Genomic DNA, 16,655 nt, shown 5'->3' with positions numbered 1-16,655 from the left:
CTCGTACTGGACGTACTTGGGCTTTCGGCCGGTGCGGCGAGAGTGCGTGCCGGGCGTCGCGACGGGGCGAACGTTGCCTGCCGCGGCACTAGTCCGGGTGGCTTCAGGAAGCCGGGGGTGAGGGACTGGAGAGCACCCTTCCTTTCCCCTGCCAGCTTTTCACTGCCCTGAAAGACCGAGGTGATTACGGGTGACCCCGAACTCCAGCACTCCCGTCAATGGCGACTACTACGACCCGAAGGACCTCACGGCCGCCACGACCTACCGGACCGACGGCTCCGAGGTCCTCCACGGCATCTCCCTGCGATGGACCACCGGAGGCAACTCCGGCGGTGACACCACCCCGCCGGACTGGGACGACGGCGGGGCTCCGTACCCGCACGAGTACGAGGTGTGGCTCAACGGACAGCCCGCCCAGACCCTCTATCTGGACTGGCCGGCCTGGTGGGGCGGCTGGAAGCTCGCCGCCAATCACTGGGTCACGCTGGGAACGGATCCGGGCGACACCTACCAGGTCAGCATCCGGGCCCGGCGCGGCGACGGCAGCTGGAGCCCGTTCTCCGAGGAGTGCAGCGTGCCCGGCCGGTCCGACGTCCCGTACCAGCCGATCCCCGTCGCGGTGTCCGACGACCGCAGCGGGGACGTCGCGCCGCAGCCCATGCACGGCAACATGGCCGACCCGCCGGGCCGCTCCCTGCTCGCCCTGAAGTCCGCGGAGGGCGGCGGGGGCCACGCCTGCACGAGCGCCTTCTGCGACCAGGTCCGTGCGGCCTGCGCTCCGGACGTCTGGTGGTCGGAAGTCGTCCCCGGCAAGGAGCGGATGTGCGCGGACTACCCGTGGAACCGGCACGGCCACTACCTGGAGTACCGGAAGTTCAGCACCGGCGGCGACGACGGCAAGGTGGCCTCCGCGGGCAACCCCCGCTTCGCCGGCCTGGACCTCGTGGGTGACTGGCCCACCGCCGCCCTCGACGCCGGCGCCCAGGACCTCACCTTCTCCTACGAGCACACCGCCAACCACATCGGACCGACGTGGACGTACCAGTTCTTCGTCACCAGGGACAGCTGGAACGCCTCAGCCCCGCTGTCCTGGGCCGACCTGGAGCCGACTCCGTTCATGGTGGTCGTCCACGGCCGCGAACCCGAGCGGGCATGGACCACGGCGGCGCTGGCCGGACGCAAGAGGGGGCGCCACGCGATCGTGAACATCTGGGGTGGGCACGGCGGCGTCTGCACCACCGGCAACCCAGAAAGGTGCTGCGACCACGTCGACCAGGAGCAGCAGATGACCGGTGAGTTCTTCGTGTCCGTCTCGGACGTCGTTTTCGAATGATCTGACGGGGAGCCCCGCTCTGCCCGGCCTCGGCACCGCGGGCGTGCCGCGACGAGCGGGAACGGGCGGGCCCGAACCCGGACTCGATCACGCTCACACTCTCACTCCCGGACCCCGCCCCGGCACCACGCCGGGGCGGGCCGCACACAGTGACAGCCCACCTCTTGAGGCCGACAGCCCGTGAATGCGTTCGGGCTTCGGCAGAAGGCAGGCTCCCCCGGAGGCGGCTGCGGGCACAGGTCGGAGCACGCGGGTGATCACTTCGGGGGTGGGTGTGGCAGGCCTGGATCTCTGGGCCCTGATCAGTACAAACGACCGCAGCGTGCAGGCAGACGAGGCGTTCACGAACCGGTCCTCGCAGCGGCAGACGGTCGCGGCCGCGCTCACCGAGCACCTCCAGCACGTCGGCGCCCCCGGCTTCGACCCGCCCCCGGCTTCCACCCGGAGGACCTCGAGGCGGCCCGCGACCGTGTGCTCGTCCTCCACGGCGTGGGCGGCATCGGCAAGACGACCCTGTCCCGAACGCTGGAGGCACCGCTCGCGAACGCCGGACGCCGCCCCTCGATCGGGTTCACGCCTACGGTGTGCACCCGCGCCCCTGGCCTGCCTCACACCGAGAACTCGCGTATCACCGTGTTGCGGAACACCGCGCTGCCGCCGATCGTGAACAGTGCCAGCCGGTCGTCCAGCAGGTACGGGAACACCTGGCTGGTGTGCACGTGGCGGCCGTCGTCGACGAACATCTCCACCGACGTGCGGTCCACCAGGATGCGCAGCTTCACCGTGCCGGTGGACGGGTCGAACGGGGTGTGGCTCTCCTGCCACTTGCCGGAGGTGTCGGCGTTCACCGTGTTGCGTCGGTTGAGGAAGGCGTAGTCGGCGTAGACACCGGCGTCGATGTGCCGACCGCCGCCGGGTGAGCGCCTCAACTGGAGGCCGGCGCCGGTGAGTCGGGACCAGGTGATCTCGGTCGTCACCTCGTAGGAGATGCCGGTGTAGTCGAGCACCTTCGCGCCGTCCACGGTCACGTCGCCCAGGTTCACGGTGCGGGAGACATGCGAGTCGAGGCCGGCGACGGGCTGGGAGGCGAGGTAGTAGGTGCTGTCGGACGCCTTCTTCAGGGTGATCTCGCGGACGATGGAGTCGGTGCCGTTGAAGCCGTCGCAGTCGATGGTGGGGGTGGTGTCGGCGTAGTCCCAGGCGTTCACCCATCCGATCGCGTACCGGGCAGCCGCGTCCACCGTGCCGCTCGCGCCCCGCTTCTCGAAGGTGACGGCGGCGTACCAGTCCCAACCGTGGTCGAGCCACTGCGGGTCACCGGCGTCAGCGGTGAACGCGCTGCCGTCGAAGGAACCCGTCCAGTAGGCGTACGTGTTGGGCAGCCCCGAGCCCTTCCCGTTGGCGCTCGCGCCGAGCACCCATTTCACGGTGCCGTCGCCGGCGGTGATGCGGAACAGGTCGGGGCACTCCAGGACGCCGATGCCGGCATGGACGAAACCGTCCGCGTACGTCCAGGACTTGAGGTCGTCGGAGTGGTAGAAACCGATCTTGTCGTTCTCGGCGAGGGCCATCACCCAGCGGCCCCGGTCCTCGTCGCGGATCACCTTGGGGTCGCGGAAGTCGGCGACGCCGGGGTTGGGCAGGACGGGGTCGGTCCCGTAGTTGTCGAAGGTGAGACCGCCGTCGGTCGAGTAGTACAGGAACTGCTCCTGTTGGTCGGTGCCGCCGCCGGGGGACATGGTGACGATGACGATCACCGCACCCGCGCCGAACCCGGCCGTGTTGCCGGTGTCGACCACCGCCGAACCCGACCAGAGATCACCGTTGGGCGTGGTGTCCTTGGGCACGGCGACCCCGCGGTCGGTGAAGGAGACCAGGTCCTTGGTGGTGGCCAGGCGCCACGCGGTGCCGACGGCACCGGTGAAGTAGTCGGCGTTGTAGAGGTAGTAGTAGCGGTACTCGCCGTCGATCCAGACGGGCCGCTGCGGGTCGTTCTTCCACTGGTCGGGGACCGTGAAGTGGTACGCGGCGCGGTAACTCGCCCCGCTCGCCGTGGACTTGGTCCTGCTGTTGGCCGTGGCCCCGGGCTTGGGCTTCGGGGCGGCCGTGGCCGCCCCGGTGGGCAGCAGCGCGACGGCGGTGCCGGCCGCCGATCCCGCGAACAGTGATCTCCTGGAGAACCCCGATGTTCCGGGCATGACGCATCGTTCCTCTCGTGGCGGCCCATGAGGGCCCGTGGCGGCTCGTCACGCACGCGAGTGCGGCTCACAACGCGGTGGACGTGAAAAATCGGCTCGTGTGAACGAGGACTTTAGGCCTAACTCGTTAAAGGTCAAGCGTTCCCGACTCTTGACAGGTCTGTGGCCCGGTTCACATCATCTGGGGCATCAGCCCTGATCTAACACGAGTTAGGCCCGTTCGATGACTGACTCGCACCTCCCCCGCCGCACGCTGCTGCGGTACGGCTCATACGGGGCGGGAGCAGCCGCCCTGGCCGCGACCGCCGCGAGCTGGGACCGGCTCACGGGAGCCGACATCCCCGGCCGTGACGACGGCTCCCTCGTCGTCGCCACCCTCGGCTCCGCCTTCGACCCGGCCACCGTCGACGCCCTCACCAAGGGCTTCCACCGGCTCCACCCCGACATCCCGCTGCGCGTGAACGCGGTGCAGGCCGTCGACTGGTCGGACTTCTTCGCGAAGATCCTCACCCAGATCGCCGCCGGTACCGCCCCCGACCTGGTGTATGTGGCCACCGAGGGCGTGCAGTTGTTCGCCCGGCGGCTCGGCGTGCCACTGGACCGCTGGGTACGGCGGGACGCGGCGGAGCTGCGTGAGTACTTCGCCGACGTCCACCCCTCGCTGGTGGAGTCGATGATGTACGAGGGCAACCTCTACCAGCTGCCGATGGAGTTCAACGCCGCCGACATGTACCTCAACAAGCAGGTGCTGAAGCGGACAGGCACGGGGTTCCCGGCGGCCGACTGGAGCCGCGACGACTTCACCGCGCTGCTGCGGGAGATGAAACGTGCCGGCGGCGCGCACTTCACACCGTACTTCTGGACCAACCGGCTGTGGGGCGGCGTGGTGCCCTGGCTCTTCGCGAACGGCACGAACCTGCTGAAGGAGTCGAAGGCGCCCGGCGGCTCCTGGCTGTGGGACACCTTCTACCCGGCCGCCGACCGGCAGGGGCGCGGCGGGGGCTTCCGCTGGACGACCCCGCAGGCCACCGCCGACCGGGTCGAGGAGGCGTACGACTATCTCGCCTCCCTCGTCCAGGAGGACCTGTGCAGCCGGCCCGAGGGCGGCAACGGCAGCAATCTGGTCGGCGTGTTCTCCACCGGCCGCGTCGGCGTCACCCCGGCGGGCGGCTTCTGGGCGGGCGGGCTGCAACTGGCCGGCATGCGGGCCGCCGACTACGACGTGCAGTACTTCCCGCGCTGGCGTACCCAGCGCCACCAGTTCGGCGCGGCGGGCTACGCCCTGCTGCGCACCTCGAAGAAGCAGGAAGCCGCCTGGGAGTTCATCAAGTACGCGGCCCGCAAGGACACCATGACCCGGCTGTTCCGGAGCAACCAGACCACCCCGGCCCGGCGTTCGATGCTGAACGCCGCCCGCTACGCCGCGAGCGGCCCGGCCCACTGGCAGGTCTTCTACGACACCCTCGACCGGTTTCCCGACACCGGCCCGATCCCCGCGCCGCCGCAGGTCGCCGAGGTGACCGACGTCCTGCTCAAGTACACCGGCACCGCGCTGGCCTCGCCGCGTGCGGTGGGTCCCGCGCTGCGCCGGATGCAGGGCGACCTGGAGCAGGCCATGGAGCGTGAGATATGACGAACACCCAGGTCCCGAACTCTCAGGTCCCGAACTCCGAGGTCCCGGCCGTACGTCCGCGGCCCGCCATGCCACCCGCCGTCGCCGTGCGGCCGTCCGTCCGCGACCGCGGCGCCCGGCTGCTGGCCGCGCTGTTCCTGGCACCCACGGTCGTCGGCATCGTCGTCTTCACGGTCGTGCCGATCATCGGGTCCATCGTGCTGAGCCTGTTCCACTGGAACGTGATCGACCCGCCCCGTTTCGCCGGCGGCGCCAACTACCGCACGACCTTCACGGACTCGACCGTCCTGGTCTCCTTCCGCAACACGCTCCTCTTCATGGTCCTCGCGGTCGCGCTGCAACTGCTGATCGCGCTGGCCCTGGCGCTCGCGCTGAACGGGCGGATGCCGGTGTGGCTGCGGTCCGTGTTCCGTTCGGCGTTCTTCTTCCCGCTGGTGCTGTCCGCCGCGTCGATCTCGGTGGTGATGAAGTACCTGTTCAACCAGGACTTCGGGGTGGTGAACTGGCTGATCGGCCTGGTCGGCGTCGCGCCCGTGCCCTGGCTGACCTCGGAGCACGCGGCGATGGCCACGGTGGTCCTGGTCTACGTCTGGCAGCAGTTCGGTTTCTCGTTCCTGCTGTTCGTCGGCGGTCTGAACAACATCCCCAAGGAGATCCACGAGGCCGCCGCTCTCGACGGCGCGACCGGCCTGCGCAAGCACCTCGGCATCACGCTGCCGCTGCTGTCGCCGACGCTGCTCGTCGCGTCGGTGGTCGGCATCATCAACGCCCTGCAGGTCTTCGAACAGCCCTACGTCCTCACCGACGGCGGACCCGGCGACGCCACCCGCACCGTGGTGATGGTGATCTACGAGAGGGCCTTCGAGCAGCTCGACTTCGGCGAGGCATCCGCGGTGGGCGTGCTGCTCTTCGTGCTGATCATGGCGGTCACCGCCCTCCAGTTCCGGCTCAGCCGGCGTTTCGTCCACTACCAGTGAGCCGGTGAGCCGCATGAGCCAAGCAACCCCGCCCCTGAGTCGCGTACGTCACTCACTCACCCCCTGGGCCCGGATCGCCGCACTGACCGTGTGCGCCCTGCTGACGCTGGGCCCGGTCATCTGGACCGTCGCCACCTCACTGCGCACTCCGGCCCAGTCCTTCGACCTGCCCCCGCAGATCATCCCGACCCACCCGACGACCGCGGCCTACCGCGGGGTCTTCCAGCAGATCGACGTGTGGCTGCTCGCCCTGAACTCCACGCTGGTGACGGCACTGATCGCCGTCGGCCAGATGATCACGGCGGGCCTGGCCGGATACGCCTTCGCGCGCCTGGAGTTCCGTTTCAAGAAGCCGCTCTTCGGCCTGGTCCTGGCGACCATGATGGTGCCGTTGCAGGTCACCATCGTGCCGGTGTTCCTGGTGCTGAAGTCGATGGGCCTCACCGACACGCTCCTCGGCCTGATCATCCCGGCCTTCCCGACGGCCTTCGGCACCTTCCTGATGCGCCAGTACTTCCTCGGTATGCCGAAGGACCTGGGCGAGGCGGCCATGCTGGACGGCGCGGGGACCTGGCGGATCTTCCGCTCGGTGTACGCGCCGCTGGCCGCACCCGGCCTGGCGATCGTCGGCGTGCTGGCCTTCAACTATCACTGGAACGAGTTCTTCCGCCCGCTGATCCTGGAGACCTCCAGCCAGAACTACACGCTTCCGCTGGGTCTGGTCTCCTTGCAGGGAAACCTCGGCACCGGGTCGATCTCGGTGGTCCTCGCCGGGGTCGTGCTCTCGATGCTCCCCGCCGTCGCCGTGTTCGTCGTCGGCCAGCGCCCTCTGCGCGAGGGCATCACCTCTGCAGGAGTCAACCGTTGAGCAATGACCCCGACGTGCCGCGTTTCAGGGTCCGTCCGCCCGTCGGCTGGATCAACGACCCCAATGGGCCGTTCCGTTGGCGGGACCGCTACCACCTCTTCTACCAGCACAACCCCGACGCACCGGTGCACGCGAACGTCCACTGGGGGCATGCCTCCAGCGCCGACCTCGTGCACTGGGAGCACCACCCGATCGCGCTCACCCCGACGTCGGGCGGCCCCGACGAGGCCGGCTGCTGGTCGGGCTGCGTGACCGACGACGCCGGCACACCGACCGCCGTGTACACGGGAGTCGACCGTGCCCACGCCGGACTCGGCACCATCTGCCTGGCGCGGGCGGCGGACCCGGACGACGAGCTGCTGACCGAGTGGAAGCCCCTGCCGACGCCGGTGGTGGCAGGGCCGCCGCCGGGACTGGACGTGGTGATGTTCCGCGACCCGTTCGTCTTCCGCCGCGCCGACAGGCGCTGGGCCCTCGTCGGGGCCGGGCACGCCGACGGCACGCCGTCGGTCCTGCTCTACGACTGCGACGACCTGACCGACTGGCGGTTCGCCGGTGTGCTGCTGGACGGCAGGGACCCGGTGGCCGCGGGCGCGTTCGGCGACAAGTCGGTGGGCTGGGAGTGCCCGCACCTGTACCGGACAGCAGGCGGCGACCACGTGCTTCTGGTGTCCCTGTGGGACGGAGACCCCTGTTCCACCGGATACCTGACGGGCCGTCTGCAAGCCGATGGTCAGGGCGCGTTGGGGTTTGTGCCGCGCGTCGGCGGCCGGCTCGACCAGGGGCGGGACTTCTACGCTCCCGCCGTGCTCCAGGAACCGGACCGCGCACTGTTGTGGGGCTGGTCGTGGGAGGCCCGCCCACAGGAGGAGATACAGCGGGCCGGATGGGCAGGCGTACTCACCGCGCCACGGGTCGTCGACGTCCACCCCGACGGTGCACTGCGGGTGAGTCCGGCCCCGGAACTCGACCTGCTGCGCCCGGCCGAGCCGTTCGTCACCGCGCCGGGCCGGATTCCGCTCCCACCCGCGTACGACCTGACGGTCACCGCATGCGAACCGACCACGGTGACGCTGCTCCGAGACGCGGCGGGCCGGGAGTTGACCGTCCGGGCCGACCCGGCCTCGGGGACCGTCGTCCTCGACCGCAGCGCCTGGCCCCGGACCGGCAGGGAAGGCTCCGCCCCGATCACCGTGCCCGTGCCGAAGGCGCCGGAACTCACGCTCCGGCTGCTCGTCGACGGCTCGCTCCTCGAACTCTTCGTCGCGGAACGGGCCATGGTCACCGAGCGCGTCTACCGGCGCTCCGGCGACATCGCCGAGCTGGTCGTCGACGGGCCGGGTGCCCGGGTCACCGGGTGGGCGCCGGACCCACGGAGGCGCGGTTGACCACAGGGCAGGCCAGGCGCCGAACGGTCGCGGGCGGCGTACGGCCGGCTTCGATGGCGTCCAGGAGCAGCCGGGCCGCCGCCTCGCCCATCGCCCGGTGCGGCAGCGCGACCGAGGTGAGCGGCGGGGTGAGGAACGCGGCCATGTGCTCCTGGTCGTCGTAGCCGACCACCGACAGATCGGCGGGCACGTCGATCCCGAGCCGGGTCGCGGCGTGCAGGACACCCGCCGCGACCCGGTCGTTGTAGCACAGCACGCCAGTGGGGCGACGGCCCGGCTCGACCCCGTCGAACAGGCGCAGCGCCCCCGCGTATCCCGCGGAGATCTCCCCGCCGCCGCGCACGATCCACTCCTCGGGCACGGTGACGCCCTCGGCGCGCAGCGCGTCCCGGAAGCCGCGGGTACGTTCCACCGAGGCGATGTCGTCCAGCCCGCCGATCACGGCGAGCCGGCGGTGGCCCGCACCGAGCAGCAGCCGGGCCGCGGCACGGCCACCGGCGCGCTCGGCAGGGACCACGGCGGGCAGGGAGTCGTCCTCGGGCAGGCAGTTGGCCAGCACGGAGTGGGTGCGGTGCAGGCCCTCGGGGACGCGGACCCGGCGCAGTGACATGGCCGCGTAGATGATGCCGTCCACGCGCCGGTCGAGCAGTTCCGCGACGGCCGCGTCCTCCTTCGCCGGGTCACCGCCGGAGTCGACGGTGAGGACGAGGTGGTCCCTGCCCCAGGCTGTCTCCATGGCGCCGCGCAGCAGCCGACCGGCGAACGGCGAGGACGCGATCTCGTCGGTGACCAGCCCGATCACGGCTGTACGGCGACGGCGCAGACCGCGGGCCACCGGGTCGGGGCGGTAGCCCAGCTGGCTCGCGGCCTGCCGGATGCGTTCCTGGGTGGCGGGCGAGAGGTTGCCCTCGGCTCGGCCGTTGAACACGAAGGACACCGCGGTGTGCGACACGCCGGCGAGCCGGGCGACGTCCCGTGACGTCGGGCGCCCGGTGCCCGTGCTCCTGCTCTCCTCGGCACCGCCCACGCCGTCCGCCGCCCTCGCCCAGCCCGTCCCTGTCGATCACCGTCCACCCTATCCGCGGTGAGCGCCACAGCACACGGGAGATCCTCAGGGCGCCGCGGCGTGGGCGTCCGATGCGATCACCGGATTCCCCGGAGGGCGGGGACCGTTTCGGACCGGGCGGAAGCACCTCGTCCGCCGGCGATGCCGGCCCACCGGCCCGGTGGAGGGTAGCGCGGGCCGAACCGCGCAAGCCGCTCACGACGACCGGGCTGTGGTGACGGACCCGACTGGCGCCCTCTCCGAAGGTGACGTCCTTGGTCCGGTTGACGGTGTTCTCGACGGCCCAGGTCGAGTGCTGGTCCGGGTCACGGCCGCGGGCATCGGGTTTGCCGACGTCCAGATACGGGCCGGCCTGATGCGACAGACCGCCCTCCCCGATCTGCCGATGCCGTTTTCGCCGGGTTTCGAGGTGGCGGGCACCGTGGTGGCAGTCGGGCCCGGCGTCGACCCCACGACGGTCGGCAGGCGGGTGGTGGGCGCCACTGCTGGTGGCGGTTACGCCGAGACGGCGATCGTGTCCGCCGCCGCGGCCCTGCCCTGCCCTGCCCGGACGCGTGGTCCCTGGGCAGTGGCGCGGACCACCCAGACCCGAGACGTGTGCAGCGGCGCGGACCACCGTCCCCGAGCCGTCGGCGCCCCGCCCGGCGGCTGAGTAGGGACATCCGACGAAGCCACCGGGGTCGCGGGTGATCCGGTGCTGAGGGTGTCAGGCGTTGGCCCGGTAGCGGGTCCTCGCGTACGGGTTGCAGGGAGTCGTCTGCACGGTGGCGCGGATGCGCGGGAAGCCCAGGTCGGCACCGGGGCTCGTGCCCGCCCCGGATGTTCGCCCCAGACCACCGATACTTCGGTACCGGGCTCCGCGTACCTCTTGTCGAGCACCGCGAGTGCGAGGGTGACGCCGGCGGGGTCGCTGGTGGCGGCGATGTACGTCATACCGACGAGTTCGGAGTCGGTTTCGACGCGGTGGCGTGCCATGGTGAGGGTGAGTCCGCCGTCCGTGCCCAGGTGCGTGGGCACGCGCTCGGGGGCGATTCGATGGAGTGGTGCCCGGCCTGGGCCTGTACCGCTTCCAGGGCCATGCCTGCCTCCCGCAGCCGGGTCAGGCAGGTATGCCGCAGCTGATGGCAGGTCAGCCGCGTCCGCCCGGTCCTTTCCGGACGCCGTCGAGGATCTCGTCCAAGCCGTCGGCGGACAGCGGCCGGCCCCGGGTCGGCCCGCGCAGCACCACGAGCAGCCGGTCGTACTGGACCGGCGGACGCTCACGGTCCAGGTAGTCGCCGACCGCGCCGAAAAAGCTGCGCGGAGACGGGTATCAGGCGCTGATGCCCTCCCTTGCCCTCGCTGATGAAGAGCCGACGCTCACCCGGTGAGAGTTCGCCAGGCGCAGACCGAGGACTTCGCAGCGGCGCAGTCCGCCGAGCAGCATCGCCAGGACCATGGCCCGGTCCCGAGCGGTGTTCAGCGCGCAGAGGACCGATTCGACCTCGCCCGGTCCGAGGACGCGCGGGAGGGTGCGGGGCGTGCGCAGCAACGGTGCCCCGCGGTTGCCGCTGCGACGGCGGTTGGCCATCCCCGTCGGCACCGGGTTGCGTTCGATGGCGAGGTCGTCGCGGGTCATCGGGTAGCCGAACAGCCCGGAGATGCCGGCAGCCTGCGCTTGATGGTCCGTGCCGAGAGCCCGGCTTCACCGTCCTCGAGCCGGACGACCTTCGGCCCTCGCCGCAGTTCCTTCTGCGCGGTGATGAACGCGAAGATGTCCGCGGTGACGACGTCGGCCGGCTCCTTGGGCACCGCCGAAGAAGACCTTGAGGTCGTAGGCGGTGGCCGGCAAGGTGTTCGGTCGACAGCGTGCCGCCACGAACTCCAGACAGTCGTCGACCAGGGCCTGCCCCAGCGATGCCGCGGGGTTCCGACTGCGGCATCGACGCGCCGTTCCAACTGCGGCTGCCAGGCCATCCGAGCTCCTCGACGGGAGCGACCGTCCTGGCCGGGAACGCGAGATCGCGGAAGAGTTGCCACCCACATAGCCGCCCAGCACGCTGAAGGCGTGGACGTGCCCCTCCAAGAACGCCTCCTGCCCGCCGGAGGCGAAGACGCCTCTCTGTACAAACCAGCAGCGTTGGGTGAGTGGCCTATCCGCTGATGAGCTTGTAACGGGAGCGAGCGTCCGTGCGCGACGCACATCTTCGCTCTCAGCTCCGCCTTGTCCGGCCAGTCGCTATGCGAACCCGGCTCCATGGACCGAGTGAGATCGACTGGCAGGCGAGGGCTTGGTCCACGGACCGTCAACGGCGGCGTGCGGTCAGCAGCCAGGCGAGATCTATCACCGCGATCGCTCCCCAGATCCAGCAGACGACGACGCTTTCGCCCGGCGCCAGCGCCGTGGCAAGTGCGCCCAATCCGACTGTGCCCAGCACCAGCCTGGTGCTGCGCCTCAAAGCCAGTGACGCGCGCAGCGGCCCCGGTTCGGCCAGCCTGTCGGCCAGGTAGGCGTCGAACGACTCCGCGACCTGATCGTCGATCTCGTCCCGCATCTGGGCATCCAGTGATTCAGACATGGACGGCCGTCCGTCGCACCGCGGTTGCCTGAATGGCAGCCGCCACCGGCGGCCGCAGCGCGACAACAGCGCACAATGCCGCCAGGGGCAGTTCCAGCGTGCACGCCGACACCAGCGAGATGACGACACCATGTCCAGCCGTCATGACGTCGAACCAAGCGTCGACCAGCAACAACACGGCTGTCGCGATTGACGCCAGCGGCGCCCGGTGGTCACCACGCCGGACCAGCACCGCCGACGTCAACAGGCCGACGATCTCCAACGCATCGAAGCCGATCCAGGCGGCCCCCCAGTGCTGCGCCGGATAGGTGCCCGGCAGTGTCGTCCACAACACCGCGAGCCACGGCACCAGCGCCAGCCCCGCGGCCAGTAGCAGCCTCCCGACCAGGTCTTTGCGCATCTCGACCCCCGAGCGTCCCGGCGCCCGCTGGCGCCCTCTTGAACCAACGTAGCGATTGCAGAGATATTCTGCAAACAATCTCTGCAATGACGGCAGAGAGTCTCTGCAGTACGCTGGTCGGCATGGTCGAGCGCCCCGAGAAGAGAGTGCTCACCGGCCCGGACCTCAAAGCCTTCTACAAGGCACTGTCCAACCCGGTGCGCCGCGACATCCTGAGCTACCTCGGCGAGCACGGCGAAGCGAACTCCACCAGCGTCGCCAAGGCCCTCGGCGAAAGCACCGGCACCACCAGCTACCACCTGCGCAAACTCGCCGACCTCAAGCTGATTGCCGAGATCGAGGAGCGGTCCACCGGCCGGGAACGCTGGTGGAAGTCACTCATGACGGACATCTTCACGCCGCCGGGCCTGGAGTTGACGGCCGACGAACGCGAGGCCGCAGTGAAGATCGGCGCCCTCAAGATGACCCATGACCTGAACCTGGTCGTGAGCGCATACGCCGGGTACGACTCCTCCGCAGGCTGGAACCAGATCCACCGCGCCGGATTGCGGATGGCGAAGGAGCAGGTCGCCGCATTCGTCGAGGAGTACCAGACGCTCCTACGCAAATACCTGACGGAGCCCGGTGACCACCCACCCGACTCACGGCACATGGCCGTACGCCTGGTAGTTGTGCCCGACGAGGGCCCCCGGCCCGCCCTGCCGACTGAGCCGGACGACGATTAGCGCCGCGCCCGACGACAGAGTCCTGGCATCGCGGTCAGCCCAGGGCAGTGACGCCGTCCTCGCCTCGGCCGACTTGGGCTCGCAGGCGTTCGGCCAGCTGTTTCTTGTCGGTGATGTGCCGCAGGCTCCGCAGGCTCTCCTGCAAGCCGACGACCTCGCCGAGCCACTGCATCCGGTGGGCCTCCCCGAGGCGCTGGCGGGATTGGTCTCGATCTCCAGCAGCCGGGGCTCCTGGGCCAGGTCCAGGCGGAGCATGGGGCACCTGACGCAGGCGTTTTCATGCCGGCAAGGGGTTCCATAGGGGCGGTCGCAGGCGCCGAGGGCGACCTTGCGGAGGCTGAAGTGGTCTCGGAATTCCTGCCACTCGGTGTCGCTGGACTCGCGGTACTCCTCGCCGGGGCGGTTGGTCCGGCGCTGGTCGACGAACTGCCGGTAGTGGCGGATGACCTCGTCGGAATAGACCGCGACGTATGCCTGAGCGGGGTTGAGATCGAGGTGGCCAAGGAACTTCGCGGCGATGTGGATCGGCAGGCCGCCATCGACCGTCTCCGTCGAGAAGAACCTGCTTGTCTCCGCAGTCGGCATGTGCGGTGGGGTTGGTGTTGTGATTGCGCACCGCGATTCTCCGGTGCCGCGTTCAGCACCTTGCTGGCTTCGCGTGTCGCATTGCGACGACGCGAGCGCGCCCCAGATCACCATGGTCGACCGCCGTCAGAGTCGACCAAGTTGAAAGGTCGGTCGTGGCGCGGGCGTCGGCGATGTCGACCGGGTCGCGCAGCGGAATCCGGCGGCGGGCTGCGACGGCGATGTCGAACAGCGGGCGGGCTGGCCTCGCCGGATCGAAGTCGATGAACGCCGCAAATGTCCGCGGCCGGGCGCTCGTCCGGGATCGACGCCGGCTCGATGCTGGCGGCAACGCGGCTGGACCATCCTGGCGCGCGATGCCCGGCGGGGCGTCGCCGATGCTGTGGGCGTGGAGTACGTGTCCAGAGTGCCGCGACCGCCGCTGGACGGGCTGATCGACGACCTTTACCACCTGGAGGGTGCGCCGCCGTACGCCCGGCTGGTGCTGCCGCCGATGCCGTCGGCGGTGCTCATCGTCAACCTCGGGGCGCCGTTCCGCATCCGCGCCGGCACCCACCACAGCTGTACGAGACCGCCGGCCGGGGGCTGGTCCGCCATACGAGCAGCGTCATCGCGGCGACCAGCGGGGCGGTGGCGATCGGCGACCTGAGCGTGGCAGCCGGTGTCAGCAGCACTCATCTGGCGCAGCGGTTCAAGGACCTCATCGGCGTCACGCCGAAGCGGCCGGCCCGCACCTACCGCTCCGCCGCCACCGTGTTCGCGATCGACCCCGCCGGACCGATCGACCGGGGCGACCTCGCCGGTGGCGCAGGCCACTTCGACCAGGCCCACTTCGGCCACGAATTCCGGGCGTTCACCGGGCTCACGCCGACCCGGTACGTCGAAGTCCGGCGGCGGTTCCTGGGCGAACACCCCGGCCACGTGCTGGACCGCCGGCCCCTGCCGGCCGATTGATTCCTTACCAGAGCGACAGCTCACGACACGCTAATTTGGGGGCACCCCAAAGCAGAGGAGAGCCCCGTAGGCAAGGTGGTCATGTACAGCTCGGTGTCGGTGGACGGCTTCGTCGCGGACGAGAATGACCAGCCCGGACCGCTGTTCGACTGATTGTCCAGCGGTGACGTCCCGTTGGACGAGAGCGGCGAGCTGAAGGTGTCGCAGACGTCCTACGACTACACCCGGCCGTACTGGGACCGGATCGGGGTGACAGTCGTCGGCCGCCACGTCTTCGACCTGACGGACGGCTGGGACGGGAAGCCTCCGGGCGGGATCGACCACGTGGTCGTCGTGACGCACCGGCCGGAGCCCGAGGGCTGGGACCCCGAGGCGCCGTTTCACTTCGTCGACGGCGTCGAGGCAGCCGTGGCCAAGGCGCAAGGGCTTGCGGGTGACCGCATGGTCGAGGTCGCCGCCGGCGACGTCGGCGGCCAGGTGCTTGCCGCGGGTCTGGTCGACGATGTGCGCATGGACGTCGTACCCGTGGTGTTCGGGTCCGGCAAGCGCTACTTCGGTTCGGTCCACGCGCAACACCTGTTGGAGGATCCTGACGTGGTGATTCAGGGCAACCGGGTGCTTCACCTGCGCTATCGGGTGCGCCGTTGACCGATCTGGGCGGGTACGCGAACAAGTCCACTGCGAACGGTGACACAAGATCGGCGTCGCACATCAGACCGCGGCTTTGGCCCCGACGCGGGTAAGCAGCTTGTCGCGTACGGATGGCCACTCGTCCACGAGCACGCTGTAGCACAGCGCATCACGGCGCGTGCCGTCCTGGCGCACCGTCTTCGAACAGCAGAAGCTTGAACTCGGCGTTATAGGGGGCACCTCAACAAGAACGATCGAACCACGTCGCACCAACCTCCGCCCGGCTCGCGGCGAGGTCGAGCTCATACAAGCCGGTCGAACCGATCACCGCGTCGTCCGTCAGGCGCTGGACCGTGAAGCACCGCCGGGCGGCCCGATCCGTCAGCATCTGACCGAGTTGTGTTCATGCCGCAGCGCGGCCAGCACGATCAGCCACAGCCTCCCACGGCAGCAGCGACCGGCAAACCGAGGTCCGCGGCCTCCGGGGCGAGACAGCCTGACTGCGATGGTGGGGGAACCTCAGGCGCCTGTTGAGTCGACACGGAGTGCGATGCCGGTGTTCCCACCGGTCCGTCTCTCTGTGCCGGTCGCCGAACCCCGGCTTGCCTGATCCCCGCGTACCGGGTGCGGGGCCGTCAGACCGAGAGCTGCCCGAGCATCCTGACGCCGCAGCCGGTGGCCGACACGATGTCGGCCACCGGCCGGCGGAAGGGATGCCGGTTCGGCTGCGTGGAGAGCGGCATTGCGTCAGGTGGTCGGGCTGCCCGCGACCCACACGCTCCACGCCATGTTCCAATCGCTGAGGCCGTTGTCCGAGGCCAACACGGTCTTGTCCTCGGAGTTCTTGACGACCACGACGTCACCGATCATCGAGTGGTCGAAGAACCACGCGGCGGGCTGGCTGCCGTCGCCGCCGCCCCTGACATCCTTCAGGCCTACGCAACCGTGGCTGGTGTTGACCTTGCCGAAGACCGAGTCGGCGCCCCAGTAGTTGCCGTGGATGAACGTGCCCGAGTCGGTCAGGCGCATGGCGTGCGGTACGGCCTCGATGTCGTACGAGGGCTTGCCGTCCTTCTCCGTGAGGCCGACACTCGCACCGTTCATATGGATCTGCCCGAACTTCTCGGAGATCACCATCTGACCGTTGTACGTCGGGTGCTCGGGGCTGCCCGAGGAGATCGGGATGGTCCTGATCGTCTTGCCGTCCCGGACGACGGTCATCTGCTTCGTCTTTGCGTCCACGGTGGACTCTGCTGCGCAATTCGTTCAGGCGGAGAGTCGGTAGCTGAGCCGTTCGAGTCTGCTGCTGCGGCGGGTCCGGTCGAGGGGGCCTGTGGTCC

At 69.8% G+C, this 16,655-nt stretch carries 17 protein-coding genes and 2 pseudogenes; 9 read left to right on the top strand and 10 right to left on the bottom strand.

The features are described from left to right. The first annotated feature begins 190 nt into the window (after window positions 1–190). Window positions 191–1,333, top strand: coding sequence for a lytic polysaccharide monooxygenase auxiliary activity family 9 protein (locus tag AB0J04_RS42250; RefSeq protein ID WP_363174015.1), 1,143 nt, complete (start codon window positions 191–193; stop codon window positions 1,331–1,333). A 608-nt stretch (window positions 1,334–1,941) separates the two neighbouring features. Here AB0J04_RS42250 and AB0J04_RS42245 read toward each other — a convergent pair. Beyond that, entirely contained in the window at window positions 1,942–3,531 is a 1,590-nt protein-coding gene (locus tag AB0J04_RS42245) for a GH32 C-terminal domain-containing protein (RefSeq protein ID WP_363174014.1), read from the bottom strand. Between the two features lie 223 nt (window positions 3,532–3,754). On the opposite strand from AB0J04_RS42245, the gene AB0J04_RS42240 reads away from it, so the two are divergent. Genes AB0J04_RS42240 through AB0J04_RS42225 form a run of 4 tightly spaced genes read left to right on the top strand, consistent with a single transcriptional unit; the run spans window position 3,755 to window position 8,397 of the window. Continuing rightward, the gene (locus tag AB0J04_RS42240) at window positions 3,755–5,164 is read left to right on the top strand and encodes an extracellular solute-binding protein (RefSeq protein WP_363174013.1); all 1,410 of its coding nucleotides are present in this window, start codon (window positions 3,755–3,757) and stop codon (window positions 5,162–5,164) included. After that, on the top strand, window positions 5,161–6,141 hold the full coding sequence (locus AB0J04_RS42235) for a sugar ABC transporter permease (protein WP_363174011.1): 981 nt from the start codon (window positions 5,161–5,163) through the stop codon (window positions 6,139–6,141). The genes AB0J04_RS42240 and AB0J04_RS42235 overlap by 4 nt, the downstream gene beginning before the upstream one ends. A 13-nt stretch (window positions 6,142–6,154) precedes the next feature. Next, the gene (locus AB0J04_RS42230; protein WP_363174010.1) at window positions 6,155–7,009 is read left to right on the top strand and encodes a carbohydrate ABC transporter permease; all 855 of its coding nucleotides are present in this window, start codon (window positions 6,155–6,157) and stop codon (window positions 7,007–7,009) included. Next, a complete protein-coding gene (locus AB0J04_RS42225) occupies window positions 7,006–8,397 on the top strand; it encodes a glycoside hydrolase family 32 protein (protein WP_363174009.1) in 1,392 nt (463 codons plus the stop codon). The genes AB0J04_RS42230 and AB0J04_RS42225 overlap by 4 nt, the downstream gene beginning before the upstream one ends. On the opposite strand, the gene AB0J04_RS42220 is transcribed toward AB0J04_RS42225, so the two are convergent. Beyond that, on the bottom strand, window positions 8,360–9,424 hold the full coding sequence (locus AB0J04_RS42220) for a LacI family DNA-binding transcriptional regulator (protein WP_363174008.1): 1,065 nt from the start codon (window positions 9,422–9,424) through the stop codon (window positions 8,360–8,362). The genes AB0J04_RS42225 and AB0J04_RS42220 overlap by 38 nt on opposite strands. Window positions 9,425–9,623: 199 nt before the next feature. Here AB0J04_RS42220 and AB0J04_RS42215 point away from each other — a divergent pair, with 199 nt between their 5' ends. After that, complete coding sequence (locus AB0J04_RS42215) at window positions 9,624–10,115, top strand: alcohol dehydrogenase catalytic domain-containing protein (protein ID WP_363174007.1); 492 nt, start codon at window positions 9,624–9,626, stop codon at window positions 10,113–10,115. Window positions 10,116–10,392: 277 nt separating this feature from the next. Here AB0J04_RS42215 and AB0J04_RS42210 read toward each other — a convergent pair whose 3' ends face one another. The 5 genes from AB0J04_RS42210 to AB0J04_RS42190 all read right to left on the bottom strand — a co-directional run bounded on the left by AB0J04_RS42210 (window position 10,393) and on the right by AB0J04_RS42190 (window position 12,421). Further along, the gene (locus tag AB0J04_RS42210; RefSeq protein WP_363174016.1) at window positions 10,393–10,557 is read right to left on the bottom strand and encodes a hypothetical protein; all 165 of its coding nucleotides are present in this window, start codon (window positions 10,555–10,557) and stop codon (window positions 10,393–10,395) included. 218 nt (window positions 10,558–10,775) lie between these two features. Beyond that, a complete protein-coding gene (locus AB0J04_RS42205; protein WP_363174006.1) occupies window positions 10,776–11,081 on the bottom strand; it encodes a hypothetical protein in 306 nt (101 codons plus the stop codon). Further along, window positions 11,078–11,254 carry a hypothetical protein gene (locus AB0J04_RS42200; RefSeq protein WP_363174005.1) on the bottom strand — a complete coding sequence of 59 codons (177 nt, stop codon included), beginning with the start codon at window positions 11,252–11,254 and terminating at the stop codon, window positions 11,078–11,080. The genes AB0J04_RS42205 and AB0J04_RS42200 overlap by 4 nt, the downstream gene beginning before the upstream one ends. A 494-nt stretch (window positions 11,255–11,748) precedes the next feature. After that, a complete protein-coding gene (locus tag AB0J04_RS42195; protein ID WP_363174004.1) occupies window positions 11,749–12,021 on the bottom strand; it encodes a hypothetical protein in 273 nt (90 codons plus the stop codon). Further along, window positions 12,014–12,421 (bottom strand): hypothetical protein, encoded by a 408-nt coding sequence (locus AB0J04_RS42190; RefSeq protein ID WP_363174003.1) that lies wholly within the window; start codon window positions 12,419–12,421, stop codon window positions 12,014–12,016. Before AB0J04_RS42190 ends, AB0J04_RS42195 begins: the two co-directional genes overlap by 8 nt. Window positions 12,422–12,507: 86 nt before the next feature. Here AB0J04_RS42190 and AB0J04_RS42185 point away from each other — a divergent pair, with 86 nt between their 5' ends. Then, window positions 12,508–13,146 (top strand): helix-turn-helix domain-containing protein, encoded by a 639-nt coding sequence (locus AB0J04_RS42185; RefSeq protein WP_363174002.1) that lies wholly within the window; start codon window positions 12,508–12,510, stop codon window positions 13,144–13,146. Here the strand turns inward: AB0J04_RS42185 and AB0J04_RS42180 are convergent. Together AB0J04_RS42180 and AB0J04_RS42175 are read right to left on the bottom strand one after the other, a co-directional pair. Then, window positions 13,063–13,845: a hypothetical protein gene (locus AB0J04_RS42180; protein WP_363174001.1), complete on the bottom strand. Its 783-nt coding sequence runs from the start codon at window positions 13,843–13,845 to the stop codon at window positions 13,063–13,065. The genes AB0J04_RS42185 and AB0J04_RS42180 overlap by 84 nt on opposite strands. 330 nt (window positions 13,846–14,175) lie before the next feature. Beyond that, window positions 14,176–14,328, bottom strand: a complete 153-nt coding sequence (locus AB0J04_RS42175) for a hypothetical protein (protein WP_363174000.1) — start codon at window positions 14,326–14,328, stop codon at window positions 14,176–14,178. 33 nt (window positions 14,329–14,361) lie between these two features. Between AB0J04_RS42175 and AB0J04_RS42170 the strand changes: the two genes are divergently transcribed. Together AB0J04_RS42170 and AB0J04_RS42165 are read left to right on the top strand one after the other, a co-directional pair. Then, on the top strand, window positions 14,362–14,685 hold the full coding sequence (locus AB0J04_RS42170; protein ID WP_363173999.1) for a helix-turn-helix domain-containing protein: 324 nt from the start codon (window positions 14,362–14,364) through the stop codon (window positions 14,683–14,685). Window positions 14,686–14,766: 81 nt separating this feature from the next. After that, window positions 14,767–15,333: pseudogene (locus tag AB0J04_RS42165) on the top strand (dihydrofolate reductase). A 729-nt stretch (window positions 15,334–16,062) separates the two neighbouring features. Here AB0J04_RS42165 and AB0J04_RS42160 read toward each other — a convergent pair. Further along, window positions 16,063–16,563 (bottom strand): annotated as a pseudogene (locus tag AB0J04_RS42160) (L,D-transpeptidase); the annotation flags it as partial. Window positions 16,564–16,655 lie beyond the last annotated feature (92 nt).

Origin of the sequence: Streptomyces sp. NPDC050263, assembly GCF_040655955.1 — a bacterium.
In the GTDB taxonomy this organism is placed as follows: Bacteria; Actinomycetota; Actinomycetes; order Streptomycetales; family Streptomycetaceae; genus Streptomyces.
This window is presented reverse-complemented; position numbering and strand designations above follow the sequence as displayed.